Below are 17,429 nucleotides of genomic sequence, written 5' to 3'. Positions count from 1 at the left end.
ATAAGTTGCTAATATGAAGTAAAACAAACCATTACATAGAGTGAATGGTTTGTTTCGCAGCTGAGAACTAATAGAGAGTAGCTATTGAGGGCGTTGTACCGTGATGGTTTTGTCTAGCGTGGCGTAATCGTTGCCCCCTAAGCGAGATAGTGGGTCGACTTTAAGCGCGTCGATGACTAAGCGCTCGTTTTGCATCGTGACGACTTGGTCATCGATGTAGACTTTCTCTATTTTGGCGATAAGCAAGTGTTGAGGTGTATTACCGACTTCTAGAACATCGTGAAGGGTGCAACCAAAGGCGATAGGGCATTGTTTAACTCTCGGCAGATTGAAGCCGTCTAGATCGTCGAGTTCCACTTGGCTAGCGATGATTTCTGACTCGCCATGACTCAATGTTGCAGAGGTTTGAGTCATGGTTTCGGCGCTTCCAGTAGACGCAATGTGGATGACTAGCTCTTTATTGTTAATGGCGTTCACCGCGGTGTCTTTTAACGTGCCATCAGGCTTTTTGCCCACTGAGAGCATCAACAATGGTGGATTGCTCGATATCGGAGCGAAATATGAAAATGGAGCGAGATTATAATTGTCGTCGGATGATTCTGTGAGCGCCCAAGCTATCGGGCGAGGGATGACGGTTTGCGTCATCAAATGATAGATAGCGTTGGGGGATAACTCATCGAGGTTAAGCTGCATACTGACTTCTCCGTGTCGTCATTTTTAGTATGTCAAAACAGTATCATATTCAATTGACAGTGTGGAGATCCGAAGCGTCCTAGACTACACCTATAGAGTCAGCATAGATAAGGAAACCCCATGATGATCCGACTAGGTACGCTACTCGCTGCTCTGGCAGTGACGTTCTCGTCACAAGCTGAGTGGATGCTCGATAGTAGCAATTCGACACTCAAATTTGTCTCCACTAAAAGCAACAGTGTAAGCGAAATACATCACTTTGAAGCGATGACAGGCACGATCAGTGACGATGGCAAAGCAACGCTGGTTATCGATTTGTCCAGTATCGAAACCAACATACCCATTCGAAATGAGAGAATGCAAACCATGCTATTTAACGTTGCTGACTTTGCTAAAGCAACGATTACCACCGTGGTTGATATGAGTGAACTGGACAATAGCGATATTGGCGGCATTTATAGCATCATTAACGACGTCACTGTGGATTTGCACGGTAAGCAGAAAACTTATCCCGCCAAACTGACGGTAATGAAAATGAGTGATGACAAGGTGGTGATTGTCGCAACTGATCCTTTGATTGTATATGCCGCGGATTTTGGTTTGGAACAGGGTATAGAAAAACTACGTGAAGTGGCGGGTCTGCCGGCTATTGCGACGTCGGTACCGTTGACGTTTATGTTGGTCTATAACCAAAAATAACCAAAAATAACCAAATAAAAAAACGCTGCGTAATTTCGCAGCGTTTTTGAGTCTTCCAAGCTGGGGTCAGCTTACACTCTAAAGTAAGCCAGTTTTTGCGTTAGCTCATCGGAAGCTTGAGCCATTGACTGTGACTGCTGAGCCAAACTTTGGCTCGCTTGTCGGATTTCGCTAATCGATAGATGCACCACGCTAACGTTTTCATTGACGTCATTGGCAACAGTGCCTTGCTGCTCAGCCGCCGCCGCAATTTGCGTCACCATATCGTAAGTGTCGTTGAGTTTGGCTACCGCAGTATCCAGTTTCTCCTGAGTTTGCGAAGCCAAATCCACACTCTCAGACACCTTAGTTTGGTTTGCTGCCATTACTGACAATACGCTGTCGGTGCGCTCGTTAAGCTGATCAATGGTGGTTTGTACTTGCGCCGTAGACTCTTGAGTGCGGCTAGCCAGGTTTCGAACCTCATCGGCAACCACGGCAAAACCGCGACCTTGTTCACCGGCGCGCGCTGCTTCAATCGCTGCATTGAGGGCAAGAAGGTTGGTCTGCTCTGAAACTTCGTGAATCACGTTTACTACCGAGCTAATATCGCTTACGCCTTGTTTCAGCGCTTCCATGAGCTGGTGGGTGCTGGTGATGTCATCAGAAATACCGGCGATATTAGTCAACGTATAGCCCATGCTGCGACTGCCTTCAGCGGCAAAGTTTTTGCTCTCTTCTGTTGTTGTGGCAGTGTGCTCTGAGTTACTAGCGACGTCTTGAATGGTTGAAGACATTTCATTCATTGCTGTTGCAAGCTGCTCAAGTTGCTGGCTTTGAGAGTCAATACTGGTAGAGGTTTCTTCGCTCGCAGCGGCAATGCTACTAGACAGTTGGCCTGAATAATCTGCCGACGACTTCGCTGCGGTGATGGTATCTTTGAGCGCCGACATCATGCGTGCAAGTTCATTACTTAAATAGCCCAGTTCATCTTTACGGTCGCTCGACATATTAACAGTTAGATCGCCGTCAGCTACTCGATGAACGCGTTGTACTAGGCTCTCAATCGGCTTGACGACATTCCGAGCAATGTAGACGCTCATAATAATTAACACGATGGCAGCTAGGGTATCGACAATGAGATCTTTAATTAGCTGGCTTTGGAATGCTTTGTCGATGTCTGCAGTTTGAACACCCGAACCGATAATCCAGTCCCATTCGGGAATGTAACTGACGAAAGAGATCTTTTGCGACTCTTCGCCGTCGCTACCAATCCAGTAATAGGTAACAAAGCCGCTACCTTGTTTGGTCGCAACTGCACTCATTTCCTGCCAGAAATAGTGACCACGAGAGTCTCGCAAATTACTCGCTTTAGTGCCGTTTAGCTGTGGGTTAGTCGGGTGCATGACCACCTTTTCATCGGAAGTTGCGATGAAGAAGTAGTTGTTGCCGTCGTAGCGTAGCGCCTCAATGGCTTTCGCTGCCGCTTGCTTCGCTTGCTCTTCGCCCATCGAAGCACTGAGTTTTTGATAGTGACTTGCTAAGGTGTACGCCACTTCGACATTCGAGCGTACTCGGTCTTTACGTTGGTCGTAGCTTGAGTTTTTTTGAATGATAAGATTATAAGTACCCAGTGAGAATAGAATGAGTACGGCAAAGCCGACAAGAGCCTGTAACTTCGCTCTGATCGACAAATTATTCAGTTTCACAAAAATATTCCTCTTTACCTTATGAATGCAGCAAGTTCCATTTGAAATACCATCGACAGTGTTTTGATTGGTCAGTAGCAAGTCATAGTATCACTTATTACTGATAATAATGGTACTTATTGATTTAGATTATTTATTAACTGCCGAAATTTCGATCTATTTAATATAATTGGCTGGGTTTGGTATGGAAATAGAGGGTTGAATGGATTATTAGAGTATAACTCTCACTGTTGATGGGGGTTTATCTATCTGTTTAATCAATGAATTGGTCGTGGATTGATTGTGGTTATATTAAATGTGGTGTTTATTTATTGGTGATTTTATCGCATTCAATCTGGTATTTATTATCTGAATTAAAGTGAAAGAGAGTTTGAAAAAGTGCTAATTGCTAGCACTTTTCATCAACACAACATTCATCTTGTAAGAAGTCAATGACGCCTGTGAGATGCTCGTATTTCGCAACACAAAATAGAGTTCGACCTTCACGACGTTGCTCTATTAAATTGGCTGAAGCAAGACTCGAAATATGGTGTGATAGTGTCGAACCGGGAATATCAAGTCGCTCTTGTATCTCACCGACAGGGATACCTTGTCGTCCTGCCTTAACGACTTGTCGATAGATAGCGAGGCGGGTAACGTGTCCCAGTTCTTTCAATGCTTTTGCTGCAATTTCAATCTGCATCTGTTTCTCTCCGCAATTACTATTTCGATAGTAATCGAAATTTGGAGTCAGCGCTAGGGACAATCAAGAAAAGCACCAGTGCAAATGCCAGTGAACCAAATAGGTCTTCCGGGCGATGCATACCAAGCCAAAGTCGACTGGTCGCGACGCCAACTGCCCATAAGATCACTAAGGATGAGAGAATAGGATACTGGTGGTTGGCAAATAACCCGGCAAAGAAGAGAACACATACTGCCACAAAAATCGTGTGACCAGAAGGAAAGGAATAGTCAGTTTCACCCAACCAGTGCTTGGTTCGCCATTGGCTTACTTCATCACTCGCTAAAACGATGATCTGGTTTTGGTCAGTACTATCAAGCGTGTAGAACTGCTCGGGTGAAGAGAGCAGCCCCTCTGCCGCTAGTTCATGAGTGTAAGGTCTAGGGCTTTCGGTCCACTGCTTCAAGAACGTCTTAGCGCCAAAGCTGAATACCAGCAGTAACCCTAACTGGGCAATCAATATTACTTTATGTTTGCTGGCTCTCGTAACCCAGAGTGTTATCACTCCAAGTATCGCTAATGTGATTAGGAACCCTTGGTGACCAGCAGAATAAGAGAGTACTTGCATCACGGTACCTAGCTCGTTGCTTACTTGAGCGCTGAGCTCATATGGGTAGAGCAAAGATGATAGAACGAACAAAATGGTCGCGAAGATAGCGAGGCAGACAATCCCCAACAATTTATCTTGGGTAAAAAATCGCAGTTGATGAAGATTCAAGTTTGGCATAGGGAGTCGGGAGTGCTGATGTAAAACAGGGTGGATAGGGTATTGGATTGATTGTATTGATAATTCAGGGGAATGTCATAATTTGTTTGAATTGCCGTTTTAAGCCACTTATTTTCACTGGCGCATGAAAACAACAAGGTACAAAGCAGCATTAAGTGGCAAGCAATGTCGCCACTTGCCACACTAATTCGAGATGCTACTCACTGTCTTAAAGATCACGCATTAATTCTTCATAATCATCATTTGCTCGTTTGACTATGGTGCTTAGATCATCTGCATCTCGATTGTTGAGCGTGATTTGCCATGCTTTATGATCGTGAATCTCAAACCCTCTCACTAGCGTTGAGTGTTGCGAACGTTTGAAGCTGAGCTCGGTCAACTCAGTATTATGGTGTTCATTAGACTCGACAATATCGATATCGAGTTCACCTACTGGATTGACGTGAATTTGAGCGTGACGCTGGTTGCTGCCATGCAGCACAAAGTTGCGATGTGTTTTGATCATTGTCCTCTCCTCTGGAAAGTAACGATTCCTACTAGCCTATGAGACAGTGTAGGAGAGGATGAGTGACGTCTATATGAAATTTAAGTGAAGCTTGATACGGGTCAAACAAACATGCACAAAAGCGATGTGACCACATCTAACTTTTGACATTACTTGGTTGTGAAATGCTCTCGCAACGCGGAGCGGCGGTTTTGAGTTGGATTGTAACCATCCATAGGAACGGTATCTTCATAGCCTTCAAGAATAAAACGTTGCGGAGGCAAAGCAGGCGTGACGCGACGAAGCTGGGGGGAACGGGGTGTGCCGACACGTTCATACACCCACAAGCCACTGCCTGTTTTGAGACGCACAATACGACCATCAAACTCGAAGGAAGTCGTCACGAGTCGATGGTTGCGAAGCGCACCTGCGTCAGAAAACGTCAAGATCTCTGTGCTTTGTTTTGGAGCGCCAATTTCAATCCAATTGCCGTAGACGCGGGTTGGGGAGATATGGTTTTGGTGACTGCTATAAAACGCAAAGCCAAGCAAGCCAGACAGCACGACGATGACCAGCAGTATTACTACCAGCATATAAGAGTCGGTGTTGGGGGTTGCTTTGGCTCTGATCCTTGTCATTCGCTCGGCCTTCCTTGTCGCCTAATTGAGTCTGTGCTCGGTTGTGTTTTTAGCGTCTATTTAGGTTATCGACTAAAGCCGTTATAACTTTACCAAACGCTAGATAGGGAATGTCGCTTCCTCAGCATTAACCATAGCGCTAGATATGAAAAGCTGACAGATAGGCTTTGTAATACTTTGTTATTTCAAGACTTCCGTCAACCTAAAGGGCAAAAACAGCTGGTTTACATCGACTTTGGCCTTGAGGCGAGCCGCCAATAAATACAAGCCACCTATCTTACGATGCAAGAATAACGCATCAGCTGGGGGAGTATGCCAATAGTCCTGCTCCATACTAATTACCGTGCCCGCTTCACTGATGCGCTGTGCAAGGTTACTGGCGCCAAAATCATAGCTACCTTGGTGCTTAAGTGGCTCGCCGGCAAGTTTAACTAGGTTAACGACTGCGTCTCTCTGCGCAGGTAGGATTTGTTGAGTGAAGAAGCCAATTTGCTGCAATGCCTCATAGAGCGCGTCGTCGTCACCGTCGAGGATGGCGCTGAAAGCGAGACGATAGCCATCGCTGATGCGGTCGTCGTAAGCTCGAGTCGCACCAAAATCTAGCAGGACGACTTTGTGTTGCCGCTCATCAAAAAGAAAATTAGCAAAGTTAGGATCCGTTTGTACCAGCTTAAAATCGAATATCTCTTTGAACAGAAGCTCCAACAGTAGGGTAACCACGCGGTTGCGAGTTTGCTGACTACTGTCCACTAACGACTCTATCGCAACGCCATCTACATAGGTCATGGCTAGCACATTATCGGTTGTAAGTTCATCTCGGACGTCAGGCAAGATAAATTGCGGGGAGCTTGCGAGGTAGTTGCGAAATTGGCGCAGAAGTTTGGCTTCTAATAAGTAATCTGCCTCGGCATGAAGCTGTTTCTTTGCCTCTTCCAGTAATCCTTTGTAATCGACATCCTTGGGAATGAGTCCAACCACATTGAGTAGGGTGCCTACATTGTCGACGTCACTGTCGATACTTTGCTTAATACCTGGATACTGCACTTTAATCGCCAGTTTAGTGCCATCGTCTGAGTGGGCTTGGTGTACTTGTCCAATCGATGCACTGGCGATGGGTTTGAAGTTAAATTCGATAAAGTTCTGCTTCCAGTCGGCTCCCAACTCTTGTGTAAGAACCGAGGAAAGTTGACTGGCAGGCATTGGTGAAGCATCGGAGCGCAGCCTTGAAAGAATGTCAGCCAATTCTGGGCTAATAAGATCGCCCGCATCCATCGACATTAACTGACCGACTTTCATCGCTGCACCACGAAGATGAGCCAGTTGATCGGCCACTCGTTTGACGTTACTCGGGGTGAGTAGCAGTTCGCGCGCCTTGGGACGCTTTCCTTGAGCAAACTGTTTTGCGCCCTCTGTGACCATAGAGCCTGTAACTCGCGTTGCCAGTGAGGCTAATTTTCCGAAGCGGGTGAGGCGATTGGTTGGAACTTTACTTTCCTGATTGGACATACCTTGTCTCTGATTAATTGGTTCTGTTTATTTATACCATCACAGACTAGCAAGTGATCAATGACTTGTTTTCGTTAACTTTGTGAGGTAAAACGATGTTTTGCCTTAAGTAAATTACAAGGAAGTCATTATGATCAAAGAAAACACCTATTTTGAAGGAAACGTAAAATCCCTCGCTTTTACACAAACTGACGGTGACAGCAGTGTCGGCGTTATGGCGCCAGGTGAATACACGTTTGGAACCGCTGCTCCAGAGAAAATGACGGTAGTAAAAGGTGCGCTAACGGTCCGTTTAGCTAACACGCAAGAGTGGAAAACCTACACAGCGGGTCAGGCGTTTGACGTTGAAGGCGACTCAAGCTTTGATTTGCAAGTCGAGCAAGCAACCGCTTATCTTTGCGAATATCTGTAGCATTAACAGCGACAGCGTTAAAACGAATATCGCAAAAAAGAACGCATCGACGTATTCAGTCGATGCGTGACACACAGGCAGTGGATTAAGGTGTCAAATCTAAAACTTGATTGTTGAATCAATAACGTTCAAATTCGCCGCGATTATAGTCATTAATAGCCTGCTGTATCTCTTGGCTACTATTCATAACAAATGGACCGTAGTGAACGACTGGCTCGTTGATAGGTTCACCAACAAATACCAACAATCCAGAATCTTCTTTCGCTTTAATCTCCATAGTCTCTCCTTTTGAGACTAGTGCAAGTTCACCTTTAATCAATTTTTTCTCACTCAATGAGATTTCACCTTCGTAGACATAAACCATGGCGTTGTGGTGTTTGGGTGTGCCCAAAACAAGTTGGTCGCCTTTTTCAGCGCGCCAATCAGCAACGGTTGCCGCTACGCCTGTTTGCGTGAGAGGGCCTGTCAACGCCTCACCATCGACGGTTAATGTGCCAGCTAATAGACGCACCAATCCAAATCCCGGTTTTTGATACTCGGTAATCGTTTCTGGTTGGAAATCGTGGTATTGCGCTGGCTTCATTTTGTCTCTGGCCGGCTGGTTTATCCAAATTTGGAAACCGTGCAGTTGACCGTCATCCATTATTGGCATTTCGCTATGGATCACGCCACGGCCTGCTGCCATCCATTGAGCACCGCCAGAGCGTAACTCGCCCACGTTCCCCATATGGTCACGATGCTGGAAGTGTCCTTGCATCATATAGGTAAGTGTCTCAATACCGCGGTGTGGATGAGGGGGAAATCCGCCAACATAATCTTTTTTGTCGTCAGATTTGAGCTCATCAATCATAAGAAACGGCGAGAACGCCTGATTGTCAAAGCCGTGTACGCGACGAATTTTTACACCATCACCATCAGAGGTGGCATGCGATGGAATGATCTGTTGAATGGTTCTAAATGAAGTCATTTGGGATCTCCTTGTTATCTGATAGTCAAACTATAGATCTCCGGAGATCTAAAGAGCAGAGTGGTAATGTGAAAGAGACGTTCGAATAGTTCGAACTAAAAACTGCATGTGTATTTTTGTAAAACTATATAGTTTTGTGACTTGTTCGTAATTTTGAGGGTCTCGTCCTTTAGAAGAGAACGAAAATTTGTTTTATTAGAATCAATCCAACGAGATGTTGGCGACCCCAGGTTTAAAGATTGGCGAACAAACAAATCAAGAGAGCAAAACATGATAGTAGGACTAGATATCGGCGGCACAAAAATAGAGGGTGTCGGACTCGATGCCAATAGCTACGAGACCTTGGTTGTTCATCGTGAACCAACGGCAAAAAACAGTTATTCAGAGTTCTTAACAGCGGTGATGTCTGTGATTGATGCTGTGAGCCAACATGGGGAGATCGAATCTATTGGCATAGGCTGCTGTGGTTCTGTCGGCAATGACGGCCTGATGCAGGGAGCAAATGTGTCTGTGTTAAATGGACAGGACTTTATTGGTGATATTCAAAAGCAGATCGATGTCCCAGTTGTTATTGCCAATGATGCAGATTGTCTTGCGCTTTCTGAATATAAAGATGGCGCTGCAAAGCACGCGACCAACTCTTGTGTCGCAGTCATCATTGGAACTGGCTGCGGTGCTGGCGTGGTGATCAACAATGGCTTGGTGACCGGTCTCAATAAGCTCGGTGGCGAGTTGGGACACAACCCACTGCCTAACTTTAATCCAGAGGTTGATGGTAATCCTAACCAATGTTACTGCGGCTCGATGAACTGCGCAGAATCATTTGTCTCAGGTACGGGCTTTGCTCGCACATTCGCAGAGAAGTATGAACCCGCAAACTCTAGAGAGATTATGGCTCTCTATGAAAGAGGCGACGACCGAGCCATTGAACACTTCAATTTGTACTGTGATCAGCTTGCTAGAACTTTGGCGGCTATTGTGAACTTTGTCGACCCTGAAGTCATCGTGCTTGGTGGTGGGATGTCGAACGTAGACGAAGTGTATCCTTTGGTTCAGCAAAAGCTCTCGCAATACACCTTCACAAAATCGGTCACGACCCAGGTTGTAAAAAGCGTACATGGCGATTCGTCTGGTGTGCGAGGCGCCGCCTTCTTGCACACGCTCTAGTCAAAGCTAATCTCTTTGTCACATATAAACACTTAATTCGCAAATATAACGAGTTCATAAAAACAACTATGACACTAAAAGACGACCTGTTTCTAACTCTAGATTTTGGTGGCTCATCGGTGAAAGGTGCAGTCATGTCGGTGGATGCACAAATTCATGAGCGCTTCTCGCTCTCTAGCCAGGCTGACAGTTATGAGCAGTGGCTAGACACGTTTACCCCTACGTTCGATGAGCTTGCCGCTCGCTTTGCACTGAAAGGCATCGCAATAAGTACTTGCGGAGCTGTCAATGTGGATACTGGGGTGATAGAAGGGGCAAGTGCTCTCCCTTATATCCACGATATCGACGTGAGAGCTTTATACCAAGCTCGGTTCAATCTACCAGTAGAGCTAGAAAACGATGGCTGTTGCGCTGCACTTGCAGAAGATTGGCTCGGAGCTGGAAAAGAAGATAACGAGTTTTGCCTACTAGTTTTGGGCTCCGGGATCGGCGGCGCTATCGTGCGTGATGGTGGAGTCATCAAAGGGACCCACTTGCATGCCGGGGAGTTTGGCTATTGCATACTCCGTTTTGAAGAGGGGCAGCCTATTACCTATTCGAACGCAGCATCCACTCGTGCCCTGGTTGAAAACGTGGCAATGGCCAAAAATCAAAAGGTCGAAGAGTTCGATGGTATTAAAGTGTTTTCGTTTTACGAACAGGGCGACAGTGACGTACAACCGTTGGTTGAGCAATGGTATGGCGATCTGGCAACGATTCTCTTTAATGTTCAGTACTCTTTGGATCCTAAATGCATTCTTCTTGGAGGGGCGGTCAGCCGCAGCCCTCGATTAATTGACAATATCAATCGCAAACTGGATGAGCTGCAATCAAGCATTCCGATTGCCCGAATACGTCCGGTTCCCGCACTGACACAATTTGGTAACGACGCCAACCTGATTGGCGCTTTAAAACATTTTCTGAATAGACAAGGTTAGTAAGATGACGACATACACTTTTCCGCAAAACTTTTTGTGGGGCGCGGCTGCGTCTGGCATTCAAACAGAAGGCACTACAAATAAAGCCAACGATTCTATTTGGGATCTTTGGCACCAGCAAAGTCCAGAGCGTTTTTATCGTGGCATTAGTTCTCAAACGGTAACGGATACTTATCACCGATACAAAGAAGATGTACAAGACATGAAAAAGGTCGGTTTCAATTCGTTCCGTACCTCTATTCAGTGGTCTCGCCTAATCAAAGATTACGAAACGGGTGAAGTATGCCAAGATGCTGTTGAGTTCTACAACAACTACATTGATGAAATGATCGCCAATGGCATTGAGCCAATGATGAACCTTTACCACTTTGACATGCCAGCAGAGCTTCAAGAGAAGTTTGGCGGTTTTGAGTCAAAGAAAGTGGTCGACCTATTTGCAGATTACGCAGAGACCGCGTTTAAGCTTTTCGGTAACAAGGTGAAGCACTGGATCACGTTTAACGAGCCAATCGTGCCAGTAGAAGGTGGTTACTTGTATGACTTCCATTACCCATGCAAGAAAGATGGCAAGCTCGCCGTTCAGGTTGCTTTCAATATCATGCTTGCTCACGCAAAAGCGGTACACCGTTTTAACGCGTTGGAGTTGGAAAACTCGCAAATTGGTATCGTGCTTAATTTAACTCCTTCTTACACGCGAAACGACAGTGAAGAAGATAAAAAAGCAGCGTGGTATGCAGACCTTTTGTTTAATCGCAGCTTCCTAGACCCAATGGTGAAAAATGAAATCCCTCAAGAGCTGTGTGATGTTTTGGCTGAGCAAGGGTTAACGCCTGAAGCAACAGCGGAAGAGATTGCCGCGATTACAACCGCAAAAGTCGAGTTTCTTGGTGTTAACTATTATGTTCCGCGCCGTGTGAAAGCACGCGAAGCAGAGTACGACCTAGATTACTTTACTCCAGAGGTATACTTCGAGAACTACGTAAACCCAGAGGGTCGATTCAATCCATATCGTGACAATAACGAAATCTTGCCGACGGCTATCTACGATATCGCTAAAAATGTTCAAGAGAATTACGGCAACATTCCTTGGTACCTTGCTGAAATCGGTATTGCGATGGATCTAGAATCAGAGGGAGAGCCAGGTGCCGACGGTCTGATTGACGATTCATTCCGCACAGGCTTGATGAAGGAGCATCTAGTTCAGCTTCACAAAGCAATTGAAGAGGGCTCAAACTGCTTTGGTGTTCACCAGTGGACCTTTATCGATAACTGGTCTTGGTTGAACTCGTTCAAGCGTCGTTATGGCTTCTTCCGCTTGGATCTAGAGACTGGTAACCGAATCCCTAAGAAACATGGAGTTTGGTTTAAAGAATTGGCGACGACGGGCTCATTTGACGACTAATTATATTTTTTGAGGCAAAGCGGTGGACTGTAGGTTGTCAATGGCCTTCATCATTTGATACAGTCCCCGCAGCTTCGTATAACCCCAATAATACGGTTTGGGGGTCTCTACCAGTTCCCGAAAAGTGCTGATTACGAAGAGTTAGGATGGCATTGCTGTCTTTACTCTTTGTATTGGCGTTCGAAACTTTTCTTCATCTGTTCCTATACTCAGAGTAAGTGCATCCGCAAGCCCCATAAGCCGTTAAGGCTCTTATAAGCATAATAGGTGGTATATGAACGCATTTATTCAAGGTCTCCCAAAAGTCGAGTTACACCTTCACATCGAAGGTTCTCTAGAACCAGAACTACTTTTCAATTTGGCAAAACGCAATCAAATCGACATACCTTACGACTCGCCAGAAGCGCTTCGCAAAGCGTATGAGTTTGATGACTTACAGTCATTTCTCGATATTTACTATCAAGGCGCCAATGCGCTGCAAACCGAGCAAGACTTTTACGACCTAACTTGGGCATATTTAGAGCGTTGTCAGCACGATAATGTGATTCACACAGAAATCTTTTTTGATCCACAAACCCATACTGATAGGGGTATCGCGTTTGATACCGTTATCAAGGGAATTGTAAGCGCGTTAAAAGATGGGCAACAGAAACTGGAGATAAGCTCGCAGTTGATTATGTGCTTCTTGCGTCACCTTTCTGAGGAGGCGGCAATTGAAACACTCAAACAAGCCATTCTCTACAAAGATGACATTGTTGGTGTAGGTCTGGATTCTTCTGAGCAAGGTCACCCACCTGAAAAGTTTGCCCGTGTATTTGAAATGGCTAGAGAGCATGGCTTCTTGACGGTTGCTCACGCAGGGGAAGAAGGTCCTGCTCAGAACATTATTGATGCGATCAGTATGCTGGGTGTTAGCCGTGTTGATCATGGCGTACGCTGCGTTGACAATGAGGCGCTGGTGGCACAGCTTATTGAGTCTAGGATGCCGCTCACGGTATGTCCGCTATCAAACATAAAGCTTCGAGTGTTTGATGAAATGCAAGATCACAATATTGTGGAGCTACTAAGAAAAGGCGTTGCAGTGACCATCAACTCAGATGACCCAGCTTATTTTGGTGGCTATATGACAGACAACTTTGTCGCGGTCAGTCAGGCTCACCTTTTAACCCATGAAGAGCTCGCACAGTTTACGCTTAATGCTATCGATGCCAGCTTTATTGGTGACACACAGAAGCAAGCTTACCGGAAAAAGGTGACGGATTATTTAAATTCGGTGGTTTAGTGAGGTCGATATAAATAGAGGTTAAACGCCAAGAAAAAGTTAAGTCGTCACTCCCGAAAAAGGTGGCAGCCTCAAAAAAGGAATGACGACTTGAGTGGTAGACTCAGAGGTGGTTAATCAACTGAGTGATTTATTTGTAGCGCGTTCTGTTATTACCTGCAATACAACAGGTTATGAAACCTCAATTAGAGTTCGATTTTGTGAAACATTTCACTTTATGTAGCGAAAAATTGATGTAGTGCACTTTGTTGTACTACATCATTTTGCGTTTGATTGTGTGCAAGCTCAATTGAGCGCGCTATCCTTAAGCTAACGTCTTCTCAGCATCTAGAGCGAGGAAGTGACATGGGGAAATTGGCTTGGCTAGTGTTGTTCATTGTATCGTGCAACGTTCATGCTTTGCAGCGCTCGTGGGATGAAGTATCGGTGCCGAGTGAGGGGGAGTCCAATTCAATAGGCAGTTATGCCAATGGCTGTTTAGCTGGGGGACAACAACTTTCTCTAACGGGTGAGGGCTATCAAGTCATTCGCTCGCAACGTAATCGTTACTACGGCCACCGAGATATGATTGCCTACTTGACCGAATTAGCTCGTAACGTCGATAAGCTCGGGATAGGGCATTTACTAGTTGCCGACATCTCAATGCCAAGGGGAGGGCGATTTACGTCTGGGCACGCGAGTCATCAAACCGGGCTTGATGCCGATATTTGGCTAAGACTTCCCAATGCTCCTCTCAATGCGGAAGAGGCAGCGGATCCCAAACCTTACCCTGTCGTAGATATTGAAAAGTATCGTTTTAAACAAGATAAATGGACGACGAATCATGAACTCCTGCTTCAAGTTGCTGCTGTCGATGAGCGGGTAGCACGTGTCTTTGTTCATCCTTTAATCAAAAAGCAGCTTTGTGAAGTCGAATGGAAGGAGAGAGATTGGCTTCGTAAAGTGCGCCCATGGTGGGGGCACTACTACCATTTTCACGTAAGACTGCATTGCCCTGAAGGGGAGGGAAAGTGCATAGCGCAAAACCCTCCACCACCGGGAGATGGCTGCGGACAAGAGCTTGCATCGTGGAAGCCCTATATTCCAGCTAAGAAAAAGCCTGCAGACAAAGTAACGAAAAAGGTGACGCCTAAAAAGCGCGTTTCAAAACCAAAGTTTCAAGAGTGTATTGCGTTATTGGCTGAGCCTTAAGAAAGCAGTTATTGAAGTCGATACTCGATGGTGACCTGATTGCCGTCGACACGGATATTGGTAATGTCGCCGTCGATCGTTAGGCGAGTATTGAAAACTCGGTCAGCTTCGCTAACAAAATGGCTGCGCATTGATGGTAGGTGGTGGCATGGGTCGATATGCAATAGTCGACAAAAGCGATCGACAAAGGTGGCGTCTAAAGGCACGTTGCCATTGAGTCGATTAGACAGTTCAATTTGACTGACGTTTAGGCGTTTGGCCACTTCCATTTGCGTAATGTGCATTTTTGCTTTCTGTGACATCCAGACACGGTAAAGTGCTTCAGTATCTTGTTGTGTAAAATTCATTATTAACCCCTGCAATTAGTTGGAATTGTTCCATTCCCTTCTATACCCAAGTAACCTGTAGCACTCTGAATTCGGCATCTTGTGGCCTCTTGGGTAGATGTCGCGTATTTCAGCTTAGCTTAGGCTTGATGTTGTCAGAGCCTTGCAAGCCAGGTAAAGCCACTGTCCGATTGAGGACAAATGCGCGTCAATATTTTGAACTACGTTGTGTCGCACTGAAGCTGTTCTCACTATGTAAGAATTCATTCACCTTTCTTCACTGCGCTCCTAGTGTGTAACCTTAATTATTATGTCATTGAACAAACGAAAGTTATCTGCTCCCTCAACATACTATTGTCGAAAAATTACACATACTGATAACAATATTAGTGATGCGCTTCTCAAAAAACATTCATTAATTCCAATTTGCTGCCTGGTTGTATAGCATTTGTTAATTATTGCAGGGTTATTGATTTGCAGTAGTAATTGACATAACTATAAAGCTAGGAAGTGGATGGATACATTGACTGCATTTTCTCTTGATATGAGAACGCTGAATTTTGTGATGATTTTGTTCAGCGTTATATACTGCATTGGATTGCTGTTATTCGCTACGACTCAAGAAAAAACCAAAGGAATAAGACTGTTTGCATTGGCGCTATTGGCCATGGGGGCAGGTCCATTATTAATAAGTTTACGCGGTGTCGCCCCTGACTGGGTCTCAATTGTTACTGCGAACACATTGATCGCCGTCTCCTTTCATATGATCCTGCATGGCATGTGTCAGTTCCGTGGGGTTCAAGCACAGTTTGCGCATAGCTTCAGTTGGGTCGTTCCACTTGTCTTGGTGCTAAATCTCTATTTCACTTATGAAGCCAACTCGATCAATCAACGCATTTTGGTTAGTGCGTTGTCAATCGCAGTCGTTACGCTGGCAACTTCGTTTGTAGTCATAGTGGGTAAACACAGAGACTACCAGCCTGCAGTTTTTACTATGGCCGCGACGTTTGGTTTCTACGGGTTGTTTATGTTGTTCCGCGCTGCTTATACGTGGGACAGTGCTGAGATCTTCCAGTTTATGGATGCTGACTTAGTACATAAACTGACATTTCTCTTCAGCATTTTTTTAACGGTAGCCTCTAGCTTTAGTATGCTGTGGCTGATTAATGCCCGTCAGATGGATGATATTTATGCGCTGTCTTATTTCGACTCCTTGACCAATCTGCGTAATCGCCGTGCTCTTGATAGTTATACGTTGGCGCTGGCAGAGGGTGGTGGTAAGCCTAAACAAAGCATTATTATGCTTGATATCGACAGGTTTAAATTGATCAATGATCGCTATGGCCACGTTATTGGCGATAAAGTGATAAAGGCAGTCGCTTCGCAGATAAAAGGCACTTCGAATGCCCCCAAAGCTATCTATCGATTTGGGGGCGATGAATTCATTATCGTCTTAAACAATCAAACCATCGACTTTGCACTGTTCCTTGCTGAATCCATGCGCAAGCGCGTCGCAGAGCACGTGCGCGTGGATGGTATGCCCGTCAAAGTGAGTTGCAGCTTTGGGGTCGCAGAGTCTCTTTGCGATGAAAGTTGGGACGCTCTGGTTGCGCGAGCAGACGAAGCCTTATATCGAGCAAAGCAAGAGGGTCGCAACTGTGTTCAAATGGCCTCTGAGCAAGCTCAACTTATCGTAAACGCATAGAGCGAACAGCCATTATCCAAAAAGTAGCGGGGCATGAGCTTTACCTATGGTAAAGATGGTCAGCCATATTCCACAGGTAATCAACATCACGAGTACTCGAGTACGTTTTGCGAGTGGGAACTGGAAGATAACCATAGTGCTGATCGCATAAACGATAAATAACCCGAGTTTCTCAGTAAGCCACGGGTTTGATAGTGGAAATTGTCCAATAGTCATACAAAGTCCCGCCGCACTTAATAACATAAAGGCGGTAAGTACTTGATGGATGACCAGAGCAAACTTGTTTTCAACTAAAGCGGAATGACTAAAACCCCACCAAGCGCGAATGATGAAGCTGATAAAGCTCAGTAGTGCCAAAGTGACGTGTGTTTTCAAAAGAAGCGTGTACATAATATCTAAATAACCTCAAGCCGCCGCCGCGGTTGCCACCCAAGTCGTGCTCGCTGACTCAAACATTGAGTTCAGTGCTAACTAGCACTAGCAGGGTATAAAGCTTTTACACAGTGTTTACATTTTCATGTCGCCACGATAGGGAATAGTACAGAGGTGGTCTTTGATGTAAATCAAGTGTTACTTCATTGTTTCTTTTATCTGCACCATAGGGTTCTTAGAACGTGATGTCTGCCGGACAATGTACCTATTTATACAAATCCATACGTTTTACTGATGTTCTAATCCACTGAAATTAGGGGAGATACTTTACCTATTTACAGAACTCATACAACACGCCGTTTAGTCATGTTGTTTTCAAATTGATGTAAGTTTGCCTAGTTGTTTCTTGATTGTTTCCGGGTGTATGTTGTTTTCACAATAAAAACAGCGCAAATAGCGTGAACATTTTTGG

At 45.3% G+C, this 17,429-nt stretch carries 18 protein-coding genes and 1 riboswitch; of the genes, 8 read left to right on the top strand and 10 right to left on the bottom strand.

Features of this window, described 5'->3' with window-relative positions:
• Positions 1-81: 81 nt before the first annotated feature.
• Positions 82-693 (bottom strand): flavin reductase family protein, encoded by a 612-nt coding sequence (locus tag PG915_RS16835; RefSeq protein ID WP_353499580.1) that lies wholly within the window; start codon positions 691-693, stop codon positions 82-84.
• 120 nt (positions 694-813) lie between these two features.
• On the opposite strand from PG915_RS16835, the gene PG915_RS16830 reads away from it, so the two are divergent.
• The gene (locus tag PG915_RS16830) at positions 814-1,392 is read left to right on the top strand and encodes a YceI family protein (protein ID WP_353499579.1); all 579 of its coding nucleotides are present in this window, start codon (positions 814-816) and stop codon (positions 1,390-1,392) included.
• Between the two features lie 71 nt (positions 1,393-1,463).
• Here the strand turns inward: PG915_RS16830 and PG915_RS16825 are convergent, their stop codons facing one another.
• The 6 genes from PG915_RS16825 to PG915_RS16800 form a co-directional block, all read right to left on the bottom strand.
• Positions 1,464-3,080, bottom strand: a complete 1,617-nt coding sequence (locus tag PG915_RS16825; protein ID WP_353499578.1) for a methyl-accepting chemotaxis protein — start codon at positions 3,078-3,080, stop codon at positions 1,464-1,466.
• A 388-nt stretch (positions 3,081-3,468) separates the two neighbouring features.
• Complete coding sequence (locus PG915_RS16820) at positions 3,469-3,762, bottom strand: ArsR/SmtB family transcription factor (protein WP_353499577.1); 294 nt, start codon at positions 3,760-3,762, stop codon at positions 3,469-3,471.
• Positions 3,763-3,781: 19 nt separating this feature from the next.
• A complete protein-coding gene (locus tag PG915_RS16815) occupies positions 3,782-4,528 on the bottom strand; it encodes a phosphatase PAP2 family protein (RefSeq protein ID WP_353499576.1) in 747 nt (248 codons plus the stop codon).
• 208 nt (positions 4,529-4,736) lie between these two features.
• Positions 4,737-5,033, bottom strand: a complete 297-nt coding sequence (locus PG915_RS16810; protein WP_353499575.1) for a hypothetical protein — start codon at positions 5,031-5,033, stop codon at positions 4,737-4,739.
• 149 nt (positions 5,034-5,182) lie between these two features.
• A complete protein-coding gene (locus PG915_RS16805) occupies positions 5,183-5,650 on the bottom strand; it encodes a DUF2850 domain-containing protein (protein WP_353499574.1) in 468 nt (155 codons plus the stop codon).
• 180 nt (positions 5,651-5,830) lie between these two features.
• Entirely contained in the window at positions 5,831-7,156 is a 1,326-nt protein-coding gene (locus PG915_RS16800; protein ID WP_353499573.1) for an ABC1 kinase family protein, read from the bottom strand.
• Positions 7,157-7,286: 130 nt separating this feature from the next.
• Here PG915_RS16800 and PG915_RS16795 point away from each other — a divergent pair, with 130 nt between their 5' ends.
• On the top strand, positions 7,287-7,568 hold the full coding sequence (locus PG915_RS16795) for a pyrimidine/purine nucleoside phosphorylase (RefSeq protein WP_353499572.1): 282 nt from the start codon (positions 7,287-7,289) through the stop codon (positions 7,566-7,568).
• 118 nt (positions 7,569-7,686) lie between these two features.
• On the opposite strand, the gene PG915_RS16790 is transcribed toward PG915_RS16795, so the two are convergent.
• Positions 7,687-8,535: a pirin family protein gene (locus tag PG915_RS16790; protein ID WP_353499571.1), complete on the bottom strand. Its 849-nt coding sequence runs from the start codon at positions 8,533-8,535 to the stop codon at positions 7,687-7,689.
• A gap of 270 nt (positions 8,536-8,805) precedes the next feature.
• Here PG915_RS16790 and PG915_RS16785 point away from each other — a divergent pair, with 270 nt between their 5' ends.
• From PG915_RS16785 to mepA, 5 genes are all read left to right on the top strand, one after another.
• A complete protein-coding gene (locus tag PG915_RS16785) occupies positions 8,806-9,702 on the top strand; it encodes an ROK family protein (protein WP_353499570.1) in 897 nt (298 codons plus the stop codon).
• Positions 9,703-9,770: 68 nt separating this feature from the next.
• Positions 9,771-10,679: an ROK family protein gene (locus PG915_RS16780; RefSeq protein ID WP_353499569.1), complete on the top strand. Its 909-nt coding sequence runs from the start codon at positions 9,771-9,773 to the stop codon at positions 10,677-10,679.
• Between the two features lie 4 nt (positions 10,680-10,683).
• Positions 10,684-12,081 carry a glycoside hydrolase family 1 protein gene (locus PG915_RS16775; protein WP_353499568.1) on the top strand — a complete coding sequence of 466 codons (1,398 nt, stop codon included), beginning with the start codon at positions 10,684-10,686 and terminating at the stop codon, positions 12,079-12,081.
• Between the two features lie 54 nt (positions 12,082-12,135).
• A riboswitch (purine riboswitch) is annotated at positions 12,136-12,235 on the top strand.
• A gap of 120 nt (positions 12,236-12,355) precedes the next feature.
• A complete protein-coding gene (locus PG915_RS16770; protein ID WP_353499567.1) occupies positions 12,356-13,363 on the top strand; it encodes an adenosine deaminase in 1,008 nt (335 codons plus the stop codon).
• A gap of 345 nt (positions 13,364-13,708) precedes the next feature.
• Positions 13,709-14,554, top strand: coding sequence for a penicillin-insensitive murein endopeptidase (gene mepA / locus PG915_RS16765; RefSeq protein ID WP_353499565.1), 846 nt, complete (start codon positions 13,709-13,711; stop codon positions 14,552-14,554).
• A gap of 8 nt (positions 14,555-14,562) precedes the next feature.
• Here the strand turns inward: mepA and PG915_RS16760 are convergent, their stop codons facing one another.
• Positions 14,563-14,901: a helix-turn-helix domain-containing protein gene (locus tag PG915_RS16760; protein ID WP_353499564.1), complete on the bottom strand. Its 339-nt coding sequence runs from the start codon at positions 14,899-14,901 to the stop codon at positions 14,563-14,565.
• 493 nt (positions 14,902-15,394) lie between these two features.
• Between PG915_RS16760 and PG915_RS16755 the strand changes: the two genes are divergently transcribed.
• Positions 15,395-16,585 (top strand): GGDEF domain-containing protein, encoded by a 1,191-nt coding sequence (locus tag PG915_RS16755; RefSeq protein ID WP_353499562.1) that lies wholly within the window; start codon positions 15,395-15,397, stop codon positions 16,583-16,585.
• Between the two features lie 12 nt (positions 16,586-16,597).
• On the opposite strand, the gene PG915_RS16750 is transcribed toward PG915_RS16755, so the two are convergent.
• Entirely contained in the window at positions 16,598-16,975 is a 378-nt protein-coding gene (locus PG915_RS16750) for a SirB2 family protein (protein ID WP_353499561.1), read from the bottom strand.
• Positions 16,976-17,429: the final 454 nt, after the last annotated feature.

The sequence above is a fragment of the Vibrio sp. CB1-14 genome, assembly GCF_040412085.2.
GTDB classification, from domain to species: Bacteria; Pseudomonadota; Gammaproteobacteria; order Enterobacterales; family Vibrionaceae; genus Vibrio; species Vibrio chaetopteri.
The sequence above is the reverse complement of the archived record's forward strand: the minus strand, read 5'-3'. Positions and strand labels throughout refer to the sequence as shown.

What these genes read in the sequence shown, in the direction of transcription:
- PG915_RS16835 (WP_353499580.1), bottom strand. Translation starts at nt 693, where the DNA reads ATGCAGCTTAACCTCGATGAGTTATCCCCCAACGCTATCTATCATTTG.
- PG915_RS16830 (WP_353499579.1), top strand. Translation starts at nt 814, where the DNA reads ATGATGATCCGACTAGGTACGCTACTCGCTGCTCTGGCAGTGACGTTC.
- PG915_RS16820 (WP_353499577.1), bottom strand. Translation starts at nt 3,762, where the DNA reads ATGCAGATTGAAATTGCAGCAAAAGCATTGAAAGAACTGGGACACGTT.
- PG915_RS16815 (WP_353499576.1), bottom strand. Translation starts at nt 4,528, where the DNA reads ATGCCAAACTTGAATCTTCATCAACTGCGATTTTTTACCCAAGATAAA.
- PG915_RS16810 (WP_353499575.1), bottom strand. Translation starts at nt 5,033, where the DNA reads ATGATCAAAACACATCGCAACTTTGTGCTGCATGGCAGCAACCAGCGT.
- PG915_RS16805 (WP_353499574.1), bottom strand. Translation starts at nt 5,650, where the DNA reads ATGACAAGGATCAGAGCCAAAGCAACCCCCAACACCGACTCTTATATG.
- PG915_RS16800 (WP_353499573.1), bottom strand. Translation starts at nt 7,156, where the DNA reads ATGTCCAATCAGGAAAGTAAAGTTCCAACCAATCGCCTCACCCGCTTC.
- PG915_RS16795 (WP_353499572.1), top strand. Translation starts at nt 7,287, where the DNA reads ATGATCAAAGAAAACACCTATTTTGAAGGAAACGTAAAATCCCTCGCT.
- PG915_RS16790 (WP_353499571.1), bottom strand. Translation starts at nt 8,535, where the DNA reads ATGACTTCATTTAGAACCATTCAACAGATCATTCCATCGCATGCCACC.
- PG915_RS16785 (WP_353499570.1), top strand. Translation starts at nt 8,806, where the DNA reads ATGATAGTAGGACTAGATATCGGCGGCACAAAAATAGAGGGTGTCGGA.
- PG915_RS16780 (WP_353499569.1), top strand. Translation starts at nt 9,771, where the DNA reads ATGACACTAAAAGACGACCTGTTTCTAACTCTAGATTTTGGTGGCTCA.
- PG915_RS16775 (WP_353499568.1), top strand. Translation starts at nt 10,684, where the DNA reads ATGACGACATACACTTTTCCGCAAAACTTTTTGTGGGGCGCGGCTGCG.
- PG915_RS16770 (WP_353499567.1), top strand. Translation starts at nt 12,356, where the DNA reads ATGAACGCATTTATTCAAGGTCTCCCAAAAGTCGAGTTACACCTTCAC.
- mepA (WP_353499565.1), top strand. Translation starts at nt 13,709, where the DNA reads ATGGGGAAATTGGCTTGGCTAGTGTTGTTCATTGTATCGTGCAACGTT.
- PG915_RS16760 (WP_353499564.1), bottom strand. Translation starts at nt 14,901, where the DNA reads ATGAATTTTACACAACAAGATACTGAAGCACTTTACCGTGTCTGGATG.
- PG915_RS16755 (WP_353499562.1), top strand. Translation starts at nt 15,395, where the DNA reads ATGGATACATTGACTGCATTTTCTCTTGATATGAGAACGCTGAATTTT.
- PG915_RS16750 (WP_353499561.1), bottom strand. Translation starts at nt 16,975, where the DNA reads ATGTACACGCTTCTTTTGAAAACACACGTCACTTTGGCACTACTGAGC.